This is a genomic window from Pseudomonas sp. IT-P12 (assembly GCF_949767465.1).
Lineage (GTDB): Bacteria > Pseudomonadota > Gammaproteobacteria > Pseudomonadales > Pseudomonadaceae > Aquipseudomonas.
Window position 1 is genome coordinate 299,701 of record NZ_CATKPY010000024.1, and the last position, 20,105, is coordinate 319,805.

Consider the following 20,105-nt stretch of genomic DNA (forward strand, 5'->3'; position numbering starts at 1 on the left):
TCAGCGTACCGAGCGCAGGGAGTTGTTGACCCGTGGCAGCACGCGACCCATGACTTCGGCGATATAGCTCAGGAACAGGGTGCCCACGGAGCTTTTGTAGTGCTGCGGATCGCGGCTGGCGATGGCCAGGATGCCGTGGATGCCTTGGTGACTGATGGCGACCACGGCGGTGGAACCGATCTGCTGGCGCTGTTCTTCGCCGAACAGGAAGTCCAGTTCATGCTCGCGCAGGCTGCCGCTGACGCTTTTGTCTTCCGAGAGCAAACCGCCAATTGCCGTCTGGGCGTCGGCGTGGGTCACCCAACGGCCGACCGGCATCGGGTTGTCGCCCAGCAGGATCAGGCTGACAAAAGGCACCTGGAAGTCCTGGCGCAGGCTGTCTTCGACACTGATCACCACGTCTTCCAGACTGGTGGCGTCCATCAGCGCAAGGATCAGGCGCCGGGTCTTCTCGAACAGCCGGTCGTTGTCCCGGGCCACGTCCATCAGGTGCGAGAGGCGATGGCGCAGTTCTATGTTGCGGTCGCGCAGGATCGTCATCTGCCGCTCGACCAGCGAAATGGTGTCGCCACGCTGGTGCGGGATGCGCAGGGACGGGAGCAGTTCTTCATGCTCGACGAAGAAGTCCGGGTGAGCCTCCAGGTACGCGGCAATCGCCGCAGCCTCGAGGCTTTCGGAGGGGGGTTCGTCGGGCTGTCGGGCGGGAACCTGGGGCTTGTCGGTCATGGTGTTGGCTCGCTCAAAGACGCACTTGTCCTTCGTAGACTCGGACTGCCGGGCCGGTCATCAGTACCGGTTGGCCAGGGCCTGCCCATTCAATGGACAGGCGCCCGCCGGGCAGGTCGATCAATAGCGGCGAATCCATCCACCCCTGACTGATGGCGGCGACGGCTGCCGCACAAGCGCCGGTTCCGCAGGCCTGGGTTTCCCCGGCACCGCGTTCCCAGACGCGCAACTGCGCGCGGTTGCGGTCGATGACCTGCAGGAAACCGACATTGACCCGCGCCGGAAAGCGCGGGTGATGCTCGATTTTCGGCCCCAGCTCATGCACTGGCGCGGCATTGATGTCGCTGACCCGCAGCACGGCGTGGGGGTTGCCCATCGACACGGCGGCCAGTTCGACCGTCTTGCCGTCGACGTCGAGCGAGTAGCTCGAAGCCTGGGCATCGGCGACGAACGGGATGTCCGCTGGCACCAGGCGCGGTGCCCCCATGTCGACGCTGATCTGGCCGTCATTGCGGATTTCCAGCTCAATGATGCCGCTTTTGGTTTCAACGCGAATCCGCCGCTTTGCGGTCAGGCGCTTGTCGAGCACAAAACGGGCGAAACAGCGTGCGCCGTTGCCGCACTGTTCCACTTCGGAGCCGTCGGAGTTGAAGATCCGATAGCGGAAATCCACATCCGGGTTACTCGGCGCCTCGACGATCAGCAACTGGTCGAAACCGATGCCCGTATGCCGGTCACCCCATTGCTTGGCGTGCTTGGGCAGGATGTGCGCGTGCTGGCTGACCAGGTCGAGAACCATGAAGTCATTGCCCAGGCCGTGCATCTTGGTAAAACGCAGCAGCATGGTTTTACTCCGGCAGCAGGCTTTCGCCAGCAAACAACTCGGCTACCGTCTCGCGGCGACGCACTTCGAATGCCTGATCACCGTCCACCAACACTTCAGCGGCGCGGCCACGGGTGTTGTAGTTGGAACTCATGACAAACCCGTAGGCACCGGCCGAATGCACGGCCAGCAGATCGCCTTCTTCCAGTGCCAGCTGACGCTCCTTGGCCAGGAAGTCGCCGGTCTCGCAGATCGGCCCGACCACGTCGTAGGTGCGGGCGGCGGTATCGCGCGGGCGCACGGCGGTGACGTTCATCCAGGCCTGGTACAGCGCCGGGCGGATCAGGTCGTTCATGGCCGCGTCGACGATGGCGAAATCCTTGTGCTCGGTGTGCTTGAGGTACTCGACCCGGGTCAGCAGCACGCCGGCGTTGGCGACGATGAACCGGCCCGGCTCGAACACCAGCGCCAGGTCGCGACCGTCGAGACGCTCGCGCACGGCCTTGATGTAGTCGGCGACCAGGGGCGGCTCTTCATCGCGATAGCGCACGCCCACGCCGCCACCCAGGTCGATGTGGCGCAGGTGGATGCCGCAATCGCCCAGGCGATCGACCAGGCCCAGCAGGCGGTCGAGGGCGTCCAGGAACGGAGGCAGGCTGGTCAGTTGCGAACCGATGTGGCAATCGACACCCAGCACTTCCAGGTTCGGCAGCTGCGCGGCGCGAACGTACACGTCTTCGGCGTCGGCGATGGCGATGCCGAACTTGTTTTCCTTGAGACCGGTGGAAATGTACGGGTGCGTGCCGGCATCGACGTCCGGGTTCACACGCAACGAGATCGGTGCGCGAACGCCCAGCTCGGCGGCGACCACCTGCAGGCGCTCCAGCTCATCGGTCGACTCGACGTTGAAGCAGTGAACGCCGACTTCCAGGGCGCGACGCATGTCGTCACGGGTCTTGCCGACCCCGGAGAACACGATCTTGTCGGCGCTGCCGCCAGCGGCCAGCACGCGCTCCAGTTCGCCACGGGATACGATGTCGAAACCGGCACCCAGGCGCGCCAGGGCATTCAGTACGCCCAGGTTGGAGTTGGCCTTGACCGCGAAGCAGACCAGGTGCGGCACGCCTTCCAGTGCGTTGGCGTACGCCAGGTACTGGGCTTCGATGTGGGCGCGGGAATAGACATAAGTCGGCGTGCCAAAGCGTTCGGCGATGGCGGACAGGGCAACCCCTTCCGCGAACAGCTCACCGCCACGGTAGTTAAAAGCGTCCATGGCGTTCCCTTATTGGTAGACGTCGTGCTTGTGTGCTTTGGAAGGCTGCTTCTGCGAGGACTGCGCCTGTTCGGCAGGGTCCTGGCTGTCGTCAGGCAGGTACAGCGGGCCTTTTTGACCGCAGGCCGACACAAGGCAAGCAAAAGCGACGATCGAAGTGAGCGCAGCAAAGGAAGAGATCAGGCGCTTCATGGCGAAATCCTTGAAAATGCATTAATTGCGCCGGAGTATACCGGCCACCCGGCAGATTGCCTATGCGAGGGGGCTCCCGTCCGGCGGGGCTGTCAGTCAGTACAGTGAACCCTGTGGGAGCGGGCTTGCCCGCGAAGAGGTCGGCACATTCAGCACATCTGTTGGCTGAGCCACCGCTTTCGCGGGCAAGCCCGCTCCCACAGGGAAAGCATTCGGTGTATCGACAAGGGTTGCTGGTCGTTATCCTTTGCAATCGACGGGCCTCGGTCGTATCTTGCGGCGCTTGAGCCTGATCAGACACTTTTTGAGGTTGCCGTAATGAGTTTGTCCGAAGCGCGTTTCCACGATCTGGTCGATGCCACCCAGCAAACCCTGGAGGACATCTTTGACGACAGCGACCTGGATATCGATCTGGAGAGCTCGGCCGGTGTGCTCACCGTCAAGTTCGAAAACGGCAGCCAGTTGATTTTCAGCCGCCAGGAACCCCTGCGTCAGCTGTGGCTGGCTGCGGTGTCGGGTGGTTTCCACTTCGACTACGACGAAGAAAGCGAACGCTGGATGTGCGACAAGAGCGAAGAGCAGCTGGGCGAAATGCTGGAGCGCATCGTCAAGCAGCAGGCAGGCGCTGAATTCGATTTCGAAGGTCTGTGAGACCGTGACCCAGCCTGCTCCCGTTCGTCCACCCAAGCCGCTCTACAGCAATGTCAGTCCGGCGGTGCCGTCGCCGTGCAGCGGCGTGTGCCGGCTGGACGAACAAAAAGTCTGCCTGGGGTGTTTTCGCCATGTCGAAGACATCCGCGAATGGCGTTCGGCCGATGACGATCGCCGCCGGGTGATTTGCGCCCAGGCGATTCAGCGCAAATCCCACGCCTGATCCAGAGTCCCGGTGGGAGCGGGTATACCGACAGCCCTTGATCCCCCCGGCTTGTATATTTTTTGAGCTGTGATAGTGTCCGGATACGCCTCAACCCATCGAGGCTTGTGAAAACCCCGCCTGATTTTGGCGGGGTTTTGCTTTTTTCGTGCAGAAGAAAGGAGTCTGCCCTGATCATGACCGCACCTTCCATCACCCTTACCCGACTGGACGTGCAACGTCTGGAGCGCCTGATCGAAAGCCTGGACGACACGCTGCCGGGCGTTATTGCGTTGCAAACCGAACTGGACCGCGCCGATACCCTGGTCGGCCACGATGAAGTGCCGGCTGATGTCGTGACCATGAATTCCCGTGTGCATTGCCGTGAAGAGGGCAGTGGCAAGGACTACCACCTTACGCTCGTCTATCCCAAGGATGCCAATGCCGACGAAGGCCGGATTTCGATCCTGGCGCCCGTGGGCAGCGCGTTGCTCGGCCTGAAGGTCGGGCAGCACATCGATTGGCCCGCTCCGGGTGGTAAAACCCTCAAGCTCACCCTGCTCGAGGTCGAATCGCAGCCTGCCAACGGCGGCGCCTTCCCGGAATGACCACCCCTCAGAGCAATTCGAGCGCGTCGTTCAAGGCGCGCTCCAGGTCGGCCTTGTAGCGCAGGTACAAATTGCTTGAGCTCTGGCCGTCACCGATCAGGCCCGACAGGTCCAGGTCGGTGATGTAGCAGCGATAGCGCTCGGTTTCGCGACGCTGCTCGACGATTTCCCGGGCGACCACGCTGAACAACTGCTCACCATGTTCCAGCTCTGAAAACTCCCGCTGATTGCAGTACAACGTGACTTGCACTTCCCCCGGTGCGGCCTTGCCCACGATCGCCTGCACGTCGTAGAACGGCTTGGCGACCGGGGTCTGCGGCGCAGGTCGGGCTTCGACCCGGCGCGCGCGTCCGGGGCCGGAGGGCAGCAACTGGTAATACAGGGTGTCGAGGCCTGGCTGGGCGGCCTCCATCGACAGCAAGGCGTCACGCCGGTACTGGATCGATTGCAGGAAGCGTTGCAGCGGCACCAGCAGGCTCTGTTCGTCGTGATAGGGCAGGCGCTGTTGCCACAGAGCATTGAATTCATCCAGCACGTACAGCTCGGCCTGGGTGTCGAGCACCCGGTAGAACACCTGGAGGCAGGCGGGCTGGCCCATGGGCAGGATCAGCGCCAGGTCGTGATCTTCCAGCGCCATCGGGTCCAGGTGCAGTGGGCTGTAGCTGGCCAGTTCTTCGCCCAGGTAGTCGAACAGCGCCGGCAAGGTGGCGAGGGCAACGTGGTTGACCTGGCCCGGCACCAGTTCCAGCACGTGGTAATGCTGTTGGACCTGAATCAGGTAGCGGTGATTGAGCTTGCTCAACAGCAGATTCTGCGCCGTGTCGAGCACTTCCTCGACTCGCCGGGCAATGAACTGCGCGCGGTTATGGCAGAAGCAACGCACGCGCAACCTGGGTTGCTGCGGGCCGTTCGGCAGGTTGTTGAGGTAGTCGCGCAGGCAGTCGAGCAGGGCATGGGGCCCGTCGAAGCGGCTGACCAGCACCTCGTTCCAGCTATTGAGCGTGACCTGATCCAGGGTCAGCACCAGGTTTTCCCGCACCCCGGCGTAACTCAGGGAGTCGGTGCGCTCGGTGGTCATCAGGATGTTCAGGTCGCGATGGTGCTTGAGCGGATCGACGCCGACGTTCACCAGAATCAGCACCTCGCTCGGCACGCTGGCACGCAGCAGCGGTTCTTCGGCGACTGTCGGCAGCGGCAGGGCGAGGCTCTGTTGCAGGCTGCCGAGCAGGTTGAACAGCTCGAACTCGCTCAGGTCGCTCTCGCCGGGATGCAAGGCCAGGCGGGTGCTGCTGTCGATCACGCCATTGCGGTGGCACCAGCTCAACAGTTCGAGCAAATGGCGGCTGCGCTTGATCGGGGCGAAATGTTCCCATTCAAGGGCTGTCAGGCTGCCGTTGTACAGGCCCCAGTAGGTTTGCACCGACTCTGCCTTGTTGGGAGCGTGCACCAGCGTCAGGGTGTCTTCGGCCAGGTCCGGAGCGATGCCCGGATTGATGAACTCGACCTTGTCTGCCTTGCGCTCGAACGCCGCGTACAGGCGTCGGCCCAGCACATTGAGGTCGCGCTTGTTGATCAGGCTCACGGTCTGTTCGTTGCGGGCGAACTCGGTCAGGAAGCGATAGCTGTAATTGAGTTCGTTGACCAGTGCCCGGCGCTCGGCGCTGACCTGGCGGACCTTCCACTGGCTGCGGCTGTCGAGCAGCGCCAACTGCCGATGATCCCAGTGCCATTCATGGGCCAGTCGCTCCAGCAGCGAACGCTGCCAGCTCTGGGTGCGACTGCTGCCGGTGAGTTTGCGGTTGACCTTCAAATACAGCGCCCGCCGCACCAGTTCCAGGCGCTCGGGTTCGCCACGGGCGATGAGGTACTCCTCGATGCGCCGGTACACCACCACGTAGGGGTCCAGCTCGTCGAGGTCCAGGCGGTTGGCGAACACCGCTTGCTTGAACCGCAGGCTCAGGCACTGGACCCTGGGGTGTTCACTGGCGTAGACCTCGGTCAGCAGCAGCTTGAGCACCGACTTGTAGGGGGACTCGATGCCCTTGAACAGTTGCCATAACCCGGCCCCGATGAATTCGCCGGGCGGGATGTAGGCCAGATGCCCCAGGTCGAGGGTCTCGTCGGCACGGATAAAGCGTTTGGACAGCAACGTATGGGTGTAGCGGTCGTAGCTCGCTTCTTCGTACACCGGCACCAGCCACCAGATCGGAGTGCGCCCGGCCAGCCAGATGGCGGTGCGGTAGAACTCGTCCAGCAGCAGGTAGTGCTGGGTGGTGCCGCAGTCTTCCGAACTCAACTGCGTATCGCGTTCGCCCAGCACGAAGCGCGCCGGATCGATCAGGAAGAAATGCGCCTCGGCGCCCTGGCTGGCGGCCCAGGTTTCGAGCAGCTGGCACTTTTTACGCAGCTCGGCGAGTTCGTTTTCCGTCAGGTCCGGCGCGTGGCAGACCCAGACGTCCATGTCGCTCTGATCGGCCTGGGCGAGGGTGCCCAGGCTGCCCATCAGGAACAGGCCGTGGATCGGGCGCGGCGGGTTGCTGCCATGGCGCGGCTTGTAGGAAAACGAGCGGGTCAGGCGCTGGGCTTCGGCCAGGGCATTGGCATCCGGTTCGAAGTTCGAAAGCCCCGCAGGGGTACTGCCCGAGACGTAACCCGGCAGCAAGGGATGGTTGACGTGAAAGAACAGCGGCAGCAAGGTCAGGACGCCTTGCTGGCGGGTCGACAGGCCCTCCATGGCGCGGGCCATGCGACCTTCATTGAGCTTTAAAAAGCGTGCACGCAGCTGGCTGAGCACCTTGCGGTCGATGCCTTCGTCCAGATCAGGGCGTATTTCATGGGTGCGGGTCATGTCAGCTCAAACCGGCTCGCAAAGGCTCGGACATCGTGTCTCGGGATGCAGCGCAGTTTAGCCTCCCGGCAGCGGGACGTTTAAGCGGATTTTGTTTTTGACGTCAGATTTCTGTTGCGAGGCGACGGCAGGCACCCGGTGTGCCCGCGGAAATCCCGACGTGGGGCTTTCCGTGGGCGATACGGTGCGAGTCAGGCGGTTTCCGGAGTCTTCAAGATGATCAGGAGGGACTGTACGTGTTCGGCGGCATCGTGACCCAAGCGGGTCAGGTAACCGCCATCCGGCTGGTCGATCAGTCCTTTTTCAAACAGGCGTTGAGCGGCAGCGATAGCTTTCGGGGCAGCGGTCTGATGAATTTTCAAACCTTCCTGGGAACTGTCCAGGTTGAAGAGTGCGAGGATTTCCAGTTCGGCAACCAATTCAGGTGTAAGCGACATAAGGACTCCAGACTTTCTAGGAATTGAGCGACAGCGCCCCTAAGGTGAACCTGCTGGTGCGGCATGTCCAGTGCCCGCAGAACGGTTTTACAATTGGAATGAAATTGCCCGTCCTGCAGGAGCGAGCCCGCTCGCGATGGGGTGGGCTACTTCTTTTCCGGTGGCAGCTCGGGCAGGGCGCGCAACGCCGCTTCGTACCACTGGGTGTTGAACGCGCGGTCTTCTTCAAGGATCGCGTCGATTTCCACCGCCAGTACGTGGGCCATCAGGTTGAGGATCTCTTCACGCTCGTAACCCACCAGGGTCAGTTTGTTGAAGGTCGCCTTGGCGGCCGGCGGGTTTTCGCTTTCGATCTGGTTTTCAATGGCTTCGATCAAGGTGTTTTCGGCGAATTCTTCTTCGTCGATATCGATATCGGTTGGCTCGCTCATGGCCGGCTCCTCAAGGTCAGGCGCCCAGTCTACCTGCATTCAGCGTCGTGATGCTGCTGGCGGGAACGCCCCCGACGATCTATAAGACAGGCACTGCCCACCCCGCACGGCCCGGAGGCTTTGTGATGCTCGAGCTTTATGGTTTTTCCGTCAGCAATTACTACAACATGGTCAAGCTGGCGTTGCTGGAGAAAGGACTGGCGTTCAAGGAAGTGCCGTTCTACGGCGGCCAGACTCCGGAGGCACTGGCCATCAGCCCGCGGGGCAAGGTGCCGGTGCTGCGGACCGAACAGGGGTTCATCAACGAAACCGGCGTGATGCTCGACTACATCGAGGCAAGCCAGACCGGTACGCGGCTGCTGCCCGTCGATCCGTACCAGCGGGCGCAGGTCCTGGCGCTGGCCAAGGAGATCGAACTGTATATCGAGCTGCCCGCGCGTGCCTGTTACGCCGAGGCGTATTTCGGCATGCCCCTGCCGGAGGCGATCAAGGAAAAAACCAGAACCGAGCTGCTGCTGGGCGTCGCTTCACTGGCTCGGCATAGCAAATTCAGCCCCTTTGTGGCGGGGGACAGCCTGAGCGTGGCGGATCTGTACTTCCTGTACAGCGTGCCGCTGGCCTGTGGAGTGGCGAAGAAGCTGTTCGATATGGACCTGCTGGAGCAATTGCCAGCGGCCAAAGCGCTGCTTGAGCGTCTGGAACAGAATCCGAACGTTCAGAGGGTCGCGGCTGACCGGGAAGCGGCGATGCCGGCGTTCATGGCGATGGTGGCGGGCAAAAAATAGATTTTTAGCGAATTCGAGGCCGTCATCGCGGGCAAGCCCGCTCCCACAGGGATTCGGTTGATCACACTGGATGTGCACACCGGGGAACTGTGGGAGCGGGCTTGCTCGCGAAGCTTTTGGCTTTTACCGGCCAGCAAGCAGCGCCTGGCCCCGCACCACCGCCGCTTTCACCTGTGCCGGCGCTGTTCCGCCGATATGGTCACGGGCATTCACCGAACCTTCCAGGGTCAGGACGGCAAACACGTCTTGATCGATCTGGTCGCTGAACTTGCGCAGCTCCTCCAGGCTCATTTCCGCCAGGTCCTTGCCGCTCTCGACGCCATACTTCACTGCGTGGCCGACGATTTCGTGGCAGTCACGGAACGGCAGGCCACGGCGCACCAGGTAATCGGCGAGGTCGGTGGCGGTGGAGAAACCGCGCAGCGCCGCTTCGCGCATGATGGCGTGCTTGGGTTTGATCGCCGGGATCATGTCGGCGAAGGCCCGCAGCGAGTCGCGCAGGGTGTCCGCAGCGTCGAACAGCGGCTCTTTGTCCTCCTGATTGTCCTTGTTGTAGGCCAGAGGCTGGCCTTTCATCAGGGTCAGCAGGCCCATGACCGCGCCGAAAACCCGGCCGGTCTTGCCGCGCACCAGCTCTGGCACGTCCGGGTTTTTCTTTTGCGGCATGATCGAGCTACCGGTGCAGAAACGGTCCGGCAGATCGATGAACTGGAATTGCGCGCTGGTCCACAGCACCAGCTCTTCGGAGAAGCGTGACAGGTGCATCATCGCGATGCTCGCGGCGGCGCAGAATTCGATCGCGAAGTCACGATCGGACACGTTGTCCAGTGAGTTGCCGCCCACGGCGTCGAAGCCCAGCAGTTGCGCGGTGTATTCGCGGTCGATCGGGTAGGTGGTGCCGGCCAGTGCTGCACTGCCCAGCGGCATGCGATTGGTGCGCTTGCGGCAGTCGACCAGGCGCTCGTAGTCGCGGCTGAGCATTTCGAACCAGGCCAGCATGTGGTGGCCGAAGGTCACCGGTTGCGCGGTTTGCAGGTGGGTGAAGCCCGGCATGATGCTGCCAGCCTCGCGCTCGGCCTGTTCCAGCAAGCCTTGTTGCAGGCGGGTGATTTCGCCCAGGATCAGGTCGATCTCGTCCCGCAGCCACAGGCGGATATCCGTCGCGACCTGGTCGTTGCGGCTGCGGCCGGTGTGCAGTTTCTTACCGGTGACGCCAATGCGATCGGTCAGGCGCGCCTCGATGTTCATGTGAACGTCTTCGAGATCGATGCGCCAGTCGAACTGACCGGCCTCGATTTCGCCCTGGATGGTCTTCAGGCCATCGATGATGCTGTCGCGCTCGGCATCGGTCAGCACGCCGACCTTGGCCAGCATGGTGGCGTGGGCGATCGAGCCCATGATGTCGTGGCGATACAGGCGCTGGTCGAAGGTGACGGAGGCGGTGAAGCGGGCGACGAAGGCGTCGACGGGTTCACTGAAGCGGCCGCCCCAGGACTGATTGGTCTTGTCAGTGCTCATGAATTCGCTCGTATCGGCTGGTAAAGGATGGCGTTGAACGCTGGCGCGGATAATAACAGGGTTGCCAAGGCTGTCGCTGACGCTGGTCGACAGGTTTTCCCCGATGTACCCGCCTCTGGCGAAGCCTGCGCGAGTGCAAATGCGCAACGATATTTTTCAATTGAGCAATAACGTTCCTGCAACCGTCTACAGTTGGACAGTAGGGGCAGTGCACTTCTCGGTGCGGCTGCTGACTATAAGAAGAGGGGGGTGTTCATATTGCGTATCAGCAAACCCTGTGGCGATGCCCCGCCAATGCGGGCCTGGGCCGCCAATTGCCCGGCAGATGAAAATTTAGCCGTCGGCCTGGCGGCACTTTTTGGCCCTCGCGCTAGTCTTAGCGTGGATCGCGGTGACGGACGTCACTTCACCTGTCTACGCTATCCTTTTGCGAGACTCACGCAGGAATCCAGCGCAATATGAATGTCCTGATCGTTGATGACGAACCCCTTGCCCGCGAGCGCCTGAGCCGAATGGTTGGCGAACTCGAGGGATACAGTGTCCTGGAGCCCAGCGCCACGAACGGCGAAGAGGCGTTGGCACTGATCGACAGCCACAAGCCGGATATCGTCTTGCTCGATATCCGCATGCCCGGCCTCGATGGCCTGCAAGTGGCTGCCCGATTGTGCGAACGCGAGACCCCGCCGGCTGTGGTGTTTTGCACAGGGTCCGATGAATTTGCCGTGGAAGCCTTTCAGGCCAGTGCCGTAGGCTATCTGGTGAAACCGGTGCGTACAGAACAATTGCATGATGCGTTGAAAAATGCCGAGCGGCCCAATCGTGTCCAGCTCGCCGCCCTGACCCGTCCTGCCGCCGAATCCGGCAGCGGCCCGCGCAGCCACATCAGCGCGCGAACCCGCAAAGGCATTGAACTGATCCCGTTGGGGCAGGTGGTCTATTTCATCGCCGACCACAAATACGTGACCCTGCGCCACGAGGGCGGCGAAGTGCTGCTGGATGAGCCGCTCAAGGCCCTCGAAGATGAATTTGGTGACCGATTCGTGCGTATCCACCGCAACGCTCTCGTCGCCCGCGACCGTATCGAACGCCTGCAACGCACGCCATTGGGACATTTCCAGCTGTTTCTCAAAGGCCTCAATGGTGACGCCCTGATCGTCAGCCGCCGTCACGTGGCGGGCGTACGCAAGATGATGCAGCAGTTGTAATTCGCCCTGCGCAGGCGAGTTTTTCACCCGATTGCCGGGCATCCGGGGCCAGGGAGGCCGAGTATTACCTGATACAAGTCAAAGTGGATTTGGCTGAGCTGTTATCATCCGCCGTATCTCTTCCAGTACGGATTGATCCATGTCCTCTCGCGAAATCCGCATCGCCACCCGCAAAAGCGCCCTTGCCCTGTGGCAGGCCGAATATGTCAAAGCGTGTCTGGAGAAGGCCCATCCGGGTCTGCTCGTGACGCTGGTTCCCATGGTCAGTCGCGGCGACAAGCTGCTGGACTCGCCGCTGTCGAAAATCGGCGGCAAGGGCCTGTTCGTCAAGGAGCTGGAAACCGCCCTGCTGGAAAACGAAGCCGACATCGCCGTGCACTCCATGAAGGACGTGCCGATGGACTTCCCTGAAGGCCTTGGCCTGTTCTGCATTTGCGAACGCGAAGACCCGCGTGATGCGTTCGTTTCCAATGCCTTCGCCAGCCTGGACGCCTTGCCGCAGGGCAGCATCGTCGGTACTTCCAGCCTGCGTCGCCAGGCCCAGTTGCTGACCCGTCGTCCCGACCTGGAAATCCGCTTCCTGCGGGGCAATGTCAACACACGCCTGGCGAAGCTCGATGCCGGCGAGTACGACGCCATCATCCTGGCCGCCGCCGGCCTGATTCGCCTGGGCTTCGAAGACCGGATCACTTCGTCCATCAGCGTCGACGACAGCCTGCCCGCCGGTGGCCAGGGTGCGGTGGGGATCGAGTGTCGCACCGCCGACAGCGAAATCCAGGCGTTGCTCGCGCCGCTGCACCATCAGGACACCGCCACCCGTGTCACGGCCGAACGTGCCCTCAACAAGCATCTGAATGGTGGCTGCCAGGTGCCGATCGCCTGCTACGCGGTGCTGGAAGGCGAGCAGATCTGGTTGCGCGGCCTGGTGGGCGATCCGAAGGGCGGCCTGCTGCTGAGTGCCGACGCCCGTGCCCCGCGCGGCGATGCCCAGGCATTGGGTGTGCGAGTGGCCGAAGACCTGCTGGGCCAGGGTGCCGATGACATTCTCAAGGCGGTCTATGGCGAGGCAGGTCACGAGTGAGCGCCTGGCGCCTGCTGCTGACGCGTCCCGAGGATGAGTCGGCGGCGCTGAGCGTGGTTTTGGCCGAAGAGGGGATTTTCAGCAGCAGTCTGCCGCTTTTGGAAATTGAACCGATTGCAGCCTCTGACACAATGCGCCAGGTCATTCGGGCGCTGGATCGCTACTGCGCGATCATTGTGGTCAGTAAACCTGCCGCGAGGATCGCGGTGCAGTTGCTGGAGCAATACGGCCCGCCACTCGCAGGTCTGAAGTGGTTCAGTGTGGGCGCGGCGACCGCGCAGATCCTCGATCGTCACCGGCTGGATGTCAGCTTTCCGCCCGAGGGCGATGACAGCGAAGCCTTGTTGGGCCTGGCATCGCTGCGCCAGGCGGTGAGCCGGCCTGAGCCGCAAGTGTTGATCATGCGCGGGGAAGGGGGGCGCGAGTTACTCGCTGAGCGCTTGCGCGAGCTGGGTGCTAGTGTCGATTATCTGGAGTTGTATCGCCGTGGCCTGCCGCAGTATGCGGCGCACGCCCTGCCCGAGCGGATCCGCGCGGAACGCTTGAATGGGCTGGTGGTCAGCAGTGGACAGGGTTTTGAGCACCTGCAGCAATTGGCCGGCGACGCCTGGCCACAATTGGCGCAGTTGCCGTTGTTTGTTCCAAGCCCGAGGGTCGCCGAGCTGGCACGCGCCGCCGGTGCCCAAACAGTTGTGGATTGTCGTGGCGCCAGTGCCGCGGCTTTGCTGACGGCGTTACGGGAGCATCCCGAACCCGTTTTCTAATGCAAAGGATGGATACGTGAACGAAACTGCCTTGCCTAAAGATGACTCCCGGCCAGTGATCGATCTCGATGCGTCGGTTGAAACACCGGTTGAAAGTGCACCGCCCGCTGCCACGCAGCGCCGGGGCAATGGGCTGGCAATCGTCGCACTGCTGCTGGGCGCCGCCGGCGTGGCCGTGGGCGGTTGGGGCGTGTGGCAGGTGCGACACCTGCAAGCCAGCACGCAACAGCAGTTGAGCCAGGTGCAGGCGTTGAACGACCAGGCGCAAAGCCTGAAGCTCAACGAACAGCGCTTGAGCGCGCGCCTCGAGCAAATGCCGGCCGCCGAAGAACTCGATGCCCGCAGTCGACTGGTGATCCAGTTGCAGGGCGATCAGCAACGCCTGAATCAACGTCTGGAAACCGTCCTTGGCGCCAGTCGCAAGGATTGGCGCCTGGCTGAGGCCGAGCACTTGCTGCGCCTGGCCAGCCTGCGCCTATCGGCGTTGCAGGACATCAGCAGCGCCCAGGCCCTGGTGCAGGGCGCCGACGAAATTCTTCGCGAGCAGAACGATCCGGGCTCCTTTGCCGCTCGCGAGCAGGTGGCGAAGACTCTGGTCGCCCTGCGCAGCACCGAGCAACCTGATCGCACCGGCCTTTTCCTGCGCCTGGGGGCGTTGCGTGACCAGGTGATCAGCCTCACCGAGCTGGCGCCCGAGTACAAGGATCGCGGCGAATCGCTGCTGGGCCTGACCGCCGATGGCGACGGTGCCAGCCGCTGGGCGCAATGGTGGGACCAGATTTCCCGCTACATCCGCATCGACTTCAATGCCGACAAGAATGTGCGCCCGCTGTTGGCCGGCCAGAGCCTGAGCCAGGTGCGCCTGGCCTTGAGCCTGGCGCTGGAGCAGGCGCAATGGGCGGCGCTCAATGGCCAGGCGCCGGTGTACACCCAGGCGCTGGCCGAGGCGCGGGACGTGCTCAAGGGCAACTTCAATCCCGACAATCCTCAGAGCAAAGTGATGCTCGAGCAGGTGGTCGAATTGAGCAAGGAACCGGTCACCGTGGCGACACCGGACCTGACCGGGACCTTGAGCGCCGTTCAAGCCTATCTTGAACGCCGCAATGTCAATGCCGAAGACTCGATCAAACCCCTGGCCAAACCTGCCACGGACACCGCGCAGGAGGCCACGCCATGAAACGCCTCTACGTGATCGTGTTCCTGGTCATCGCCGCGGCCGCCGCACTGGGGCTGGCGATTGCCGAGCATTCCGGCTACGTGCTGATCGCTTACAAGGGTTTCCGTTTCGAATCGAGCCTGTGGGCGACCCTGGCGCTGGTGGCGGTGTTGTGGCTGGTGTTCTGGGGGATCAAGGCCCTGGTCGAGCTGGTGATGACCTCCAGTGGTGTGGTCAATCCCTGGTCGCGGCGCAATCGCAGCCGTCGGGTGCAGGTGGCGATCGAACATGGCCAGCTGGACCTGGCTGAAGGTCGCTGGGCCAGTGCGCAGCGTCACTTGCACCGTGCCGCCGAGGCCGAGCGTCAGCCGTTGCTTTACTACCTCGGCGCTGCCCGGGCGGCCAATGAACAAGGTCACTACGAGGAAAGCGACAGCCTCCTGGAGCGGGCACTGGAGCGCCAGCCCCAGGCTGAGCTGGCCATTGCCCTGAACCATGCCCAATTGCAGACCGACCGTGGCGACACCGAGGGCGCCCTGGCGACATTGCAGGCCATGCACGAGCGGCATCCGCACAACGTTCAGGTGCTGCGTCAGTTGCAGCGTTTGCATCAGCAGCGCGGTGAGTGGTCGCAGGTGATCCGCCTCCTGCCGGAACTGCGCAAGGACAAGGTGTTGCCATCGAGCGAGCTGGCCGAGCTGGAGCGCCGCGCGTGGGGGCAGAACCTGTCCCTGGCGGCACGTCAGGAAGACGGCGAGGTCGGTTTGCAGTCACTCAATCGCGCCTGGCAGCAGCTCACTTCGGCGCAACGCCAGGAGCCGCAACTGGTGCTGGCGTACGCCGAGCAACTCCGGCAACTGGGCGCCCAGGTCGAAGCCGAGGAGGTTCTGCGAACGGCGCTCAAGCGTCACTATGACAGCCATCTGGCGCGTCTCTACGGCTTGGTTCGCGGCAGCGACCCGGCGCGTCAACTGCAGACCGCCGAGGGCTGGCTCAAGGATCATCCGGCTGATCCAAGCCTGCTGTTGACACTGGGCCGCCTGTGTTTGCAAAACAGCCTGTGGGGCAAAGCGCGCGATTATCTGGAAAGCAGCCTGCGGGTGCAGCGCAATCCCGAAGCCTGTGCGGAGCTGGCGCGATTGCTCGCACAGTTGGGCGACACCGAGGGTAGCAACCAGCTGTTTCAGGAAGGCCTCGGACTTCTCGATGACCGCCTGCTGGCTGCGCCGCTGCCAGTGTCCGTTCACGCCTGACGGGGCGTATGCGACGTTGCCGGCGACCACGCCGGTGACGTCAGGCAGCGTGCTCGAGGTCGACTGAGACCGGTAATTCTGTCCGCTTCTGACAGTTTTTTTCAGTCCGAGGCAAAGTCCTACAAGTCCCTACATCCATTCTTCCGGATTCTGTCGGCAACGCCCTACAGGTTCGGTAGAAGTGTCCCTGCTGCGTTGTCTTGAAAGGCTGGCACGCTTTCCTCTACCGTAACCACTTGTCTCTATCGGTACGGAAAAGCCATGTCGTTGGCCTGCTCACGCTCCTTGTTTTTCATGGTTTTCGTTGCTGGTGCCTTGGCCTTGGGCGTTTCCTATCACCTGGAATATGCGGTCGGCCTCCAGCCTTGCGGAATGTGTCTGTTACAGCGGATTTTTCTCGCACTGCTCACCGGATGCTGCCTGATGGCAGCGGTGCACGGGCCGGGTCGCCTGGGGTCTTTCGTCTATTGGCTGCTGGCCTTGCTGTGCACGCTGGCGGGGACGGTGACGGCGTGGCGCCAGGTGTTGTTGCAGGCCAATCCGCAGCCACATTTGGGTCTGTGTTCACCCAGCCTCTCCGACCTGCTGGCCAGCCATCCCTGGATGCAAGTCGTGCCGCTCATGTTCAACGGCACCACCGATTGCGCGCATGTTTCCTGGACGCTGTTCGACCTGAGTCTTCCAGAGTGGAGTCTGCTGTTCTTCGTGGCCATGACGGTCCTGAGCGTCTACCGGTTATTGCGCCTCCTGCGCATCGCTTGTCAGCGACCGCTCAGCGGCGAGTCGTCGCACCCGGCGCTGGCTCGCGATTAAACACTTGTATGAACTTTATCTCCTGCGTACCTTGAAGCCATTAGCGTGCGGGCATAATCTGGCCCGCACGTGTCGTCGCGTTTATGTTGCTCGAATGGCGCTCTGCCTGACCGATTCTGCCCATCAAGAGCACGACGGATCCAGGGCAGCATGACCCAAAAGGGAAGAGAGATCACCATGCTCGAAAGTTGTCAGAATGCTCAGGAACGCTGGGGTGGAGTGCATCTGCTGATCGATCGCTGGTTGCAGGAGCGTCACGAACTGGTTCGGGCCTATGATGCTCTCGGCGCCAAGCCTGAGGCTCTCGGGGAGAACCGCCAGCCATTGCAGGAATTCTGTGGCGTGCTGGTCGATTACGTCTCTGCCGGACATTTCGAGATCTATGAACAGTTGACGGGTGAAGCCAAGGCCTTTGGCGATACGCGCGGACTCGAGCTGGCCGAGACGATCTACCCGCGAATCGACGTCATCACCGAGAAGCTGCTCGCGTTCAACGACCTGTGTGATGCAGGGAAATGCGTGGCAGAGAAATTCAAGGAACTGGGTGGCCTGTTGCACGAGCGCTTCGAACTGGAGGACTGCCTGATCGAAGTCCTGCACAACGCTCACAAGGAAGAGGATTCGGTTCAAGCCTGAATCAGCTTGCCTTCCCCCTTAAAAACGGTGCGCATTGCGCGCCGTTTTTCGTTCTGTGGCTCAGCTGGTTGCGCCGCGCAATTCGACTTCGAACACCAGCGGGGTGAACGGCTCGATCAAGTCACCGGCACCATCGGCACCGTAGGCCTGGTCCGATGGAATCACCAATCGCCACTTCGCACCGACCGGCATGTTCTGCAGGGCGCTGCGCCATCCGCTGATCACACTGTCGAGACTGAACCACTGCGGCTGATTGTTCTGATCGAACACGGTGCCATCGGGAAGACGCCCGATATACAGCACCTGCACCTTGCCGTTCGGGCCGGCCTTGGCACCGTTGCCTGGCACCAGCTCCGTGAGCAGGACGCCGTCGGCCAGTTCGCGGACGCCTGGCTTGGCTTTTTCCGCGGCGAGAAAACTTTTCTCTTTGGCGAGGGACGCTTCGCTCTGCGGCGGGGTTTGCTGCAGGGCCATCTGAGCTTCGTGCTCAGTCAGAATCTGTTCGATCTGCTCGTCTTTCAACGCCAGCGGCTTGCCCTGATAGGCCTGTTGCAAACCTTCGATCAAAGCCTGGAGTTGCAGCTCGGGAGCCTCCAGGCGCAAGCGCTCACCGAGGCTCGCACCCAGGCTGTAAGCGAGATCGTGAGCTTCGTTCCCAGCGGATTTTTCGGTGGCCTGGGCCACGGAAAAAAGCATGCACAGCGATAAAAAAAGGTAGCGCGACATCGTCACTCTCCGACCTGAGATGCGGCAGATTATGCCAGTGTGCAAGCGCGCGAAAGTGAACTTGTTTTGCGCAAGCGCAGAAGATTTTCGATCGCTTGCAACGCAACGCTTTCGATACTGTCAACATGACCTAGCGGCGGTAGCAGCAGAGGGCTAGTATGAGCCGCACCCACGTCAGCCAGGAGGTAAACCATGTCGGCCACCAAGAAGTCTGTAAATACCCCGTTGCACTTACTTCAACAACTCTCGGGCAGCCTGCTCGAGCATCTGGAAACCGCTTGTTCCGAAGCCTTGGCTGATGCGGAAAAACTGCTCGCCAAACTGGAAAAACAGCGCGGCAAGGCACAGGAAAAACTGCACAAATCCCGCACCAAATTGCAGGACGCTGCATCGGCCGGTAAAGCCAAGGCACAAGCCAAAGCCAAGGACGCGGTCAAGGAGCTCGAGGACTTGCTCGACGCTCTGAAAAATCGCCAGTCGGAAACGCGTGGCTACATTCTGCAACTCAAGCGTGACGCTCAAGAAAGCCTGAAACTGGCCCAGGGCGTTGGTCGCGTGCAAGAGGCTGTCAGCAAGGCATTGTCCCTGCGCTCGGCCAAGCCTGCTGCAGCCCCCGCCAAGAAAGCTGCTGCCAAACCCGCTGCTGCAAAAGCGCCGGTCAAGCCTGCCGCCAAACCGGCCGCCAAGCCTGCTGTGAAAAAAGCAGTGGCTTCCAGCGCCGCAAAACCAGCCGCGAAACCAGCCGTAAAACCAGCCGCAAAATCCGCAGCAAAACCGGCCGCTAAAACAGCGGCTGCCAAACCTGCCGCCAAGCCCGTTGCTGCCAAAACCGCCGCAGCGAAATCGCCTGCAAAAACCACCGCAGCCAAACCTGCGGCGGCTAAAACTGCTGCTGCCAAACCCGCCGCGAAGCCTGCTGCAAAAACCGCTGCTGCCAAACCGGCGACCAAACCTGTTGCGGGTAAAACCACTGCCAAGCCAGCGGCAAAAACTGCAACCAAACCGGCTGTAAAACCAGCGGCCAAACCGGCTGCTGCCAAGCCAGCGGCGAAGCCCGCAGCAAGAACTGCCGCCGCTAAACCCGCTGCTGCCAAGCCAGCGTCTGCTGCCAAGCCTGCTGTCGCCAAACCAGCCACCGCCGCGAAGCCCGCTGCCGCCAAACCCGCCGCGAAGCCAGCGGCTGCGAAACCAGCAGCGAAACCTGCAGCTGCCAAGCCAGCCGCGAAACCCGTTGCAGCCAAACCTGCTGCTGCCAAGCCAGCCGCGAAACCCGTTGCAGCCAAACCTGCTGCTGCCAAACCAGCCGCCAAACCCGCCGTGAAAAAGCCGGCCGCTGCTGCCAAGCCGACCCCGGCACCTGCCGCCAAGCCAACGACCCCTGCGCCTGCTGCCTCGGTTGCTCCTGCACCAGCAGCCACCACCTCGACCACCACTCCGGCGCCAACGCCAGCGGCACTGTCGAGCACCAGCACCACCCCAACCAGCGCTTCCTAAGTGCCGGTTGCCGCGACGCGCAGCTGATGCAGCGCGTCGCGGTCCAGGTGGGCGGCGTGTGCCGCCACACCGTCCAGCCAGGCCAACAGATCGCCTGCCTCATCCTGCGGCCAATCCTGCGCCGCGCGCTCCAGCCGCCACAGCAACTGCCGCTCGGCCTCCAGCTCCAGCGCCTTCACCTGCTCACGCAACGCATTGAGCTCGCCATCTTCGCCGGCGAGGATTTTCCATTGTGTGCGCAAAGCGCGCAGCGGTTGAACAACCTCCGCGTCCCAAGGCTCGGCCACACTGCGCAGTTGCTGCAGGCGTCGTTCGTTACAGGCTGTTCCACGTATTCCCAGCCACAACCCGCATAACAGCAGGCACACATTCACCCCGCCCGACTGCAGGTCGAGGCATGCGGCTTCAACTCCGGATCGGGCGTAAGTGGTCAGGGAAAAGCTCCACAGGTCAGAGGACATAGTGCTACTCGCGCCAGTTGCG

Annotated in this window: 22 protein-coding genes and 1 pseudogene; 13 read left to right on the forward strand and 10 right to left on the reverse strand. The window is 62.2% G+C overall.

Annotated elements, in window-relative coordinates:
- From ACM6IM_RS22275 to lptM, 4 genes are read right to left on the reverse strand one after another with little or no spacing between them, the layout of a single operon-like run.
- Window positions 1–726 (reverse strand): DUF484 family protein, encoded by a 726-nt coding sequence (locus tag ACM6IM_RS22275; RefSeq protein ID WP_414866322.1) that lies wholly within the window; start codon window positions 724–726, stop codon window positions 1–3.
- Window positions 727–739: 13 nt separating this feature from the next.
- Entirely contained in the window at window positions 740–1,570 is an 831-nt protein-coding gene (dapF, locus tag ACM6IM_RS22280) for a diaminopimelate epimerase (RefSeq protein WP_192307089.1), read from the reverse strand.
- A 4-nt stretch (window positions 1,571–1,574) separates the two neighbouring features.
- The gene (gene lysA / locus ACM6IM_RS22285) at window positions 1,575–2,822 is read right to left on the reverse strand and encodes a diaminopimelate decarboxylase (protein ID WP_414866323.1); all 1,248 of its coding nucleotides are present in this window, start codon (window positions 2,820–2,822) and stop codon (window positions 1,575–1,577) included.
- Between the two features lie 9 nt (window positions 2,823–2,831).
- Window positions 2,832–3,014: an LPS translocon maturation chaperone LptM gene (gene lptM, locus ACM6IM_RS22290; protein ID WP_192307087.1), complete on the reverse strand. Its 183-nt coding sequence runs from the start codon at window positions 3,012–3,014 to the stop codon at window positions 2,832–2,834.
- 318 nt (window positions 3,015–3,332) lie between these two features.
- On the opposite strand from lptM, the gene cyaY reads away from it, so the two are divergent.
- The 3 genes from cyaY (at window position 3,333) to rnk (ending at window position 4,475) form a co-directional block, all read left to right on the forward strand.
- Window positions 3,333–3,665, forward strand: coding sequence for an iron donor protein CyaY (gene cyaY / locus ACM6IM_RS22295; protein WP_123454569.1), 333 nt, complete (start codon window positions 3,333–3,335; stop codon window positions 3,663–3,665).
- 4 nt (window positions 3,666–3,669) lie between these two features.
- On the forward strand, window positions 3,670–3,888 hold the full coding sequence (locus ACM6IM_RS22300) for a DUF1289 domain-containing protein (protein WP_192307086.1): 219 nt from the start codon (window positions 3,670–3,672) through the stop codon (window positions 3,886–3,888).
- Between the two features lie 176 nt (window positions 3,889–4,064).
- Entirely contained in the window at window positions 4,065–4,475 is a 411-nt protein-coding gene (gene rnk, locus ACM6IM_RS22305; protein WP_192307085.1) for a nucleoside diphosphate kinase regulator, read from the forward strand.
- 7 nt (window positions 4,476–4,482) lie between these two features.
- Here rnk and ACM6IM_RS22310 read toward each other — a convergent pair whose 3' ends face one another.
- The 3 genes from ACM6IM_RS22310 to ACM6IM_RS22320 all read right to left on the reverse strand — a co-directional run bounded on the left by ACM6IM_RS22310 (window position 4,483) and on the right by ACM6IM_RS22320 (window position 8,191).
- Window positions 4,483–7,323 (reverse strand): class I adenylate cyclase, encoded by a 2,841-nt coding sequence (locus ACM6IM_RS22310; protein WP_414866324.1) that lies wholly within the window; start codon window positions 7,321–7,323, stop codon window positions 4,483–4,485.
- 191 nt (window positions 7,324–7,514) lie between these two features.
- Window positions 7,515–7,760 (reverse strand): TIGR02647 family protein, encoded by a 246-nt coding sequence (locus ACM6IM_RS22315; RefSeq protein WP_192307083.1) that lies wholly within the window; start codon window positions 7,758–7,760, stop codon window positions 7,515–7,517.
- 146 nt (window positions 7,761–7,906) lie between these two features.
- A complete protein-coding gene (locus ACM6IM_RS22320; protein WP_192307082.1) occupies window positions 7,907–8,191 on the reverse strand; it encodes a hypothetical protein in 285 nt (94 codons plus the stop codon).
- A 125-nt stretch (window positions 8,192–8,316) separates the two neighbouring features.
- On the opposite strand from ACM6IM_RS22320, the gene ACM6IM_RS22325 reads away from it, so the two are divergent.
- On the forward strand, window positions 8,317–8,976 hold the full coding sequence (locus ACM6IM_RS22325; RefSeq protein ID WP_414866325.1) for a glutathione S-transferase family protein: 660 nt from the start codon (window positions 8,317–8,319) through the stop codon (window positions 8,974–8,976).
- Window positions 8,977–9,099: 123 nt separating this feature from the next.
- On the opposite strand, the gene argH is transcribed toward ACM6IM_RS22325, so the two are convergent.
- Window positions 9,100–10,494 carry an argininosuccinate lyase gene (gene argH, locus ACM6IM_RS22330; protein ID WP_201191451.1) on the reverse strand — a complete coding sequence of 465 codons (1,395 nt, stop codon included), beginning with the start codon at window positions 10,492–10,494 and terminating at the stop codon, window positions 9,100–9,102.
- 345 nt (window positions 10,495–10,839) lie between these two features.
- Between argH and ACM6IM_RS22335 the strand changes: the two are divergent.
- From ACM6IM_RS22335 to rsd, 8 genes and pseudogenes are all read left to right on the forward strand, one after another.
- A pseudogene (locus tag ACM6IM_RS22335) lies at window positions 10,840–10,956 on the forward strand (sensor histidine kinase); the annotation flags it as partial.
- Window positions 10,953–11,699: a LytR/AlgR family response regulator transcription factor gene (locus ACM6IM_RS22340; protein WP_192307079.1), complete on the forward strand. Its 747-nt coding sequence runs from the start codon at window positions 10,953–10,955 to the stop codon at window positions 11,697–11,699. The pseudogene ACM6IM_RS22335 and the gene ACM6IM_RS22340, both read left to right, overlap by 4 nt.
- 139 nt (window positions 11,700–11,838) lie before the next feature.
- A complete protein-coding gene (hemC, locus tag ACM6IM_RS22345; RefSeq protein WP_414866326.1) occupies window positions 11,839–12,780 on the forward strand; it encodes a hydroxymethylbilane synthase in 942 nt (313 codons plus the stop codon).
- Window positions 12,777–13,544 carry a uroporphyrinogen-III synthase gene (locus tag ACM6IM_RS22350; protein WP_414866327.1) on the forward strand — a complete coding sequence of 256 codons (768 nt, stop codon included), beginning with the start codon at window positions 12,777–12,779 and terminating at the stop codon, window positions 13,542–13,544. The genes hemC and ACM6IM_RS22350 overlap by 4 nt, the downstream gene beginning before the upstream one ends.
- Window positions 13,545–13,560: 16 nt before the next feature.
- On the forward strand, window positions 13,561–14,721 hold the full coding sequence (locus ACM6IM_RS22355) for a uroporphyrinogen-III C-methyltransferase (RefSeq protein ID WP_192307076.1): 1,161 nt from the start codon (window positions 13,561–13,563) through the stop codon (window positions 14,719–14,721).
- The gene (locus ACM6IM_RS22360) at window positions 14,718–15,953 is read left to right on the forward strand and encodes a heme biosynthesis protein HemY (protein ID WP_414866328.1); all 1,236 of its coding nucleotides are present in this window, start codon (window positions 14,718–14,720) and stop codon (window positions 15,951–15,953) included. The genes ACM6IM_RS22355 and ACM6IM_RS22360 overlap by 4 nt, the downstream gene beginning before the upstream one ends.
- 261 nt (window positions 15,954–16,214) lie before the next feature.
- Window positions 16,215–16,766 (forward strand): disulfide bond formation protein B, encoded by a 552-nt coding sequence (locus tag ACM6IM_RS22365; protein WP_414866329.1) that lies wholly within the window; start codon window positions 16,215–16,217, stop codon window positions 16,764–16,766.
- 177 nt (window positions 16,767–16,943) lie between these two features.
- Window positions 16,944–17,402 carry a sigma D regulator gene (gene rsd, locus ACM6IM_RS22370; RefSeq protein WP_192307073.1) on the forward strand — a complete coding sequence of 153 codons (459 nt, stop codon included), beginning with the start codon at window positions 16,944–16,946 and terminating at the stop codon, window positions 17,400–17,402.
- A gap of 60 nt (window positions 17,403–17,462) precedes the next feature.
- On the opposite strand, the gene ACM6IM_RS22375 is transcribed toward rsd, so the two are convergent.
- A complete protein-coding gene (locus ACM6IM_RS22375) occupies window positions 17,463–18,128 on the reverse strand; it encodes an FKBP-type peptidyl-prolyl cis-trans isomerase (RefSeq protein ID WP_414866330.1) in 666 nt (221 codons plus the stop codon).
- A 192-nt stretch (window positions 18,129–18,320) separates the two neighbouring features.
- Here ACM6IM_RS22375 and ACM6IM_RS22380 point away from each other — a divergent pair, with 192 nt between their 5' ends.
- The gene (locus ACM6IM_RS22380; RefSeq protein WP_414866331.1) at window positions 18,321–19,622 is read left to right on the forward strand and encodes an AlgP family protein; all 1,302 of its coding nucleotides are present in this window, start codon (window positions 18,321–18,323) and stop codon (window positions 19,620–19,622) included.
- Here the strand turns inward: ACM6IM_RS22380 and ACM6IM_RS22385 are convergent.
- Window positions 19,619–20,083, reverse strand: a complete 465-nt coding sequence (locus ACM6IM_RS22385) for a TIGR02444 family protein (RefSeq protein ID WP_414866332.1) — start codon at window positions 20,081–20,083, stop codon at window positions 19,619–19,621. The genes ACM6IM_RS22380 and ACM6IM_RS22385 overlap by 4 nt on opposite strands.
- Window positions 20,084–20,105: the final 22 nt, after the last annotated feature.

Bases quoted from the DNA above. Each gene is read 5' to 3' on its own strand.
- ACM6IM_RS22340 (WP_192307079.1), top strand. From the start codon at position 10,953: ATGAATGTCCTGATCGTTGATGACGAACCCCTTGCCCGCGAGCGCCTG.
- cyaY (WP_123454569.1), top strand. From the start codon at position 3,333: ATGAGTTTGTCCGAAGCGCGTTTCCACGATCTGGTCGATGCCACCCAG.
- ACM6IM_RS22365 (WP_414866329.1), top strand. From the start codon at position 16,215: ATGTCGTTGGCCTGCTCACGCTCCTTGTTTTTCATGGTTTTCGTTGCT.
- ACM6IM_RS22380 (WP_414866331.1), top strand. From the start codon at position 18,321: ATGTCGGCCACCAAGAAGTCTGTAAATACCCCGTTGCACTTACTTCAA.
- ACM6IM_RS22375 (WP_414866330.1), bottom strand. From the start codon at position 18,128: ATGTCGCGCTACCTTTTTTTATCGCTGTGCATGCTTTTTTCCGTGGCC.
- ACM6IM_RS22320 (WP_192307082.1), bottom strand. From the start codon at position 8,191: ATGAGCGAGCCAACCGATATCGATATCGACGAAGAAGAATTCGCCGAA.
- ACM6IM_RS22310 (WP_414866324.1), bottom strand. From the start codon at position 7,323: ATGACCCGCACCCATGAAATACGCCCTGATCTGGACGAAGGCATCGAC.
- ACM6IM_RS22275 (WP_414866322.1), bottom strand. From the start codon at position 726: ATGACCGACAAGCCCCAGGTTCCCGCCCGACAGCCCGACGAACCCCCC.
- ACM6IM_RS22360 (WP_414866328.1), top strand. From the start codon at position 14,718: ATGAAACGCCTCTACGTGATCGTGTTCCTGGTCATCGCCGCGGCCGCC.
- rsd (WP_192307073.1), top strand. From the start codon at position 16,944: ATGCTCGAAAGTTGTCAGAATGCTCAGGAACGCTGGGGTGGAGTGCAT.
- ACM6IM_RS22385 (WP_414866332.1), bottom strand. From the start codon at position 20,083: ATGTCCTCTGACCTGTGGAGCTTTTCCCTGACCACTTACGCCCGATCC.
- ACM6IM_RS22315 (WP_192307083.1), bottom strand. From the start codon at position 7,760: ATGTCGCTTACACCTGAATTGGTTGCCGAACTGGAAATCCTCGCACTC.
- rnk (WP_192307085.1), top strand. From the start codon at position 4,065: ATGACCGCACCTTCCATCACCCTTACCCGACTGGACGTGCAACGTCTG.
- ACM6IM_RS22325 (WP_414866325.1), top strand. From the start codon at position 8,317: ATGCTCGAGCTTTATGGTTTTTCCGTCAGCAATTACTACAACATGGTC.
- argH (WP_201191451.1), bottom strand. From the start codon at position 10,494: ATGAGCACTGACAAGACCAATCAGTCCTGGGGCGGCCGCTTCAGTGAA.
- dapF (WP_192307089.1), bottom strand. From the start codon at position 1,570: ATGCTGCTGCGTTTTACCAAGATGCACGGCCTGGGCAATGACTTCATG.
- lptM (WP_192307087.1), bottom strand. From the start codon at position 3,014: ATGAAGCGCCTGATCTCTTCCTTTGCTGCGCTCACTTCGATCGTCGCT.
- lysA (WP_414866323.1), bottom strand. From the start codon at position 2,822: ATGGACGCTTTTAACTACCGTGGCGGTGAGCTGTTCGCGGAAGGGGTT.
- hemC (WP_414866326.1), top strand. From the start codon at position 11,839: ATGTCCTCTCGCGAAATCCGCATCGCCACCCGCAAAAGCGCCCTTGCC.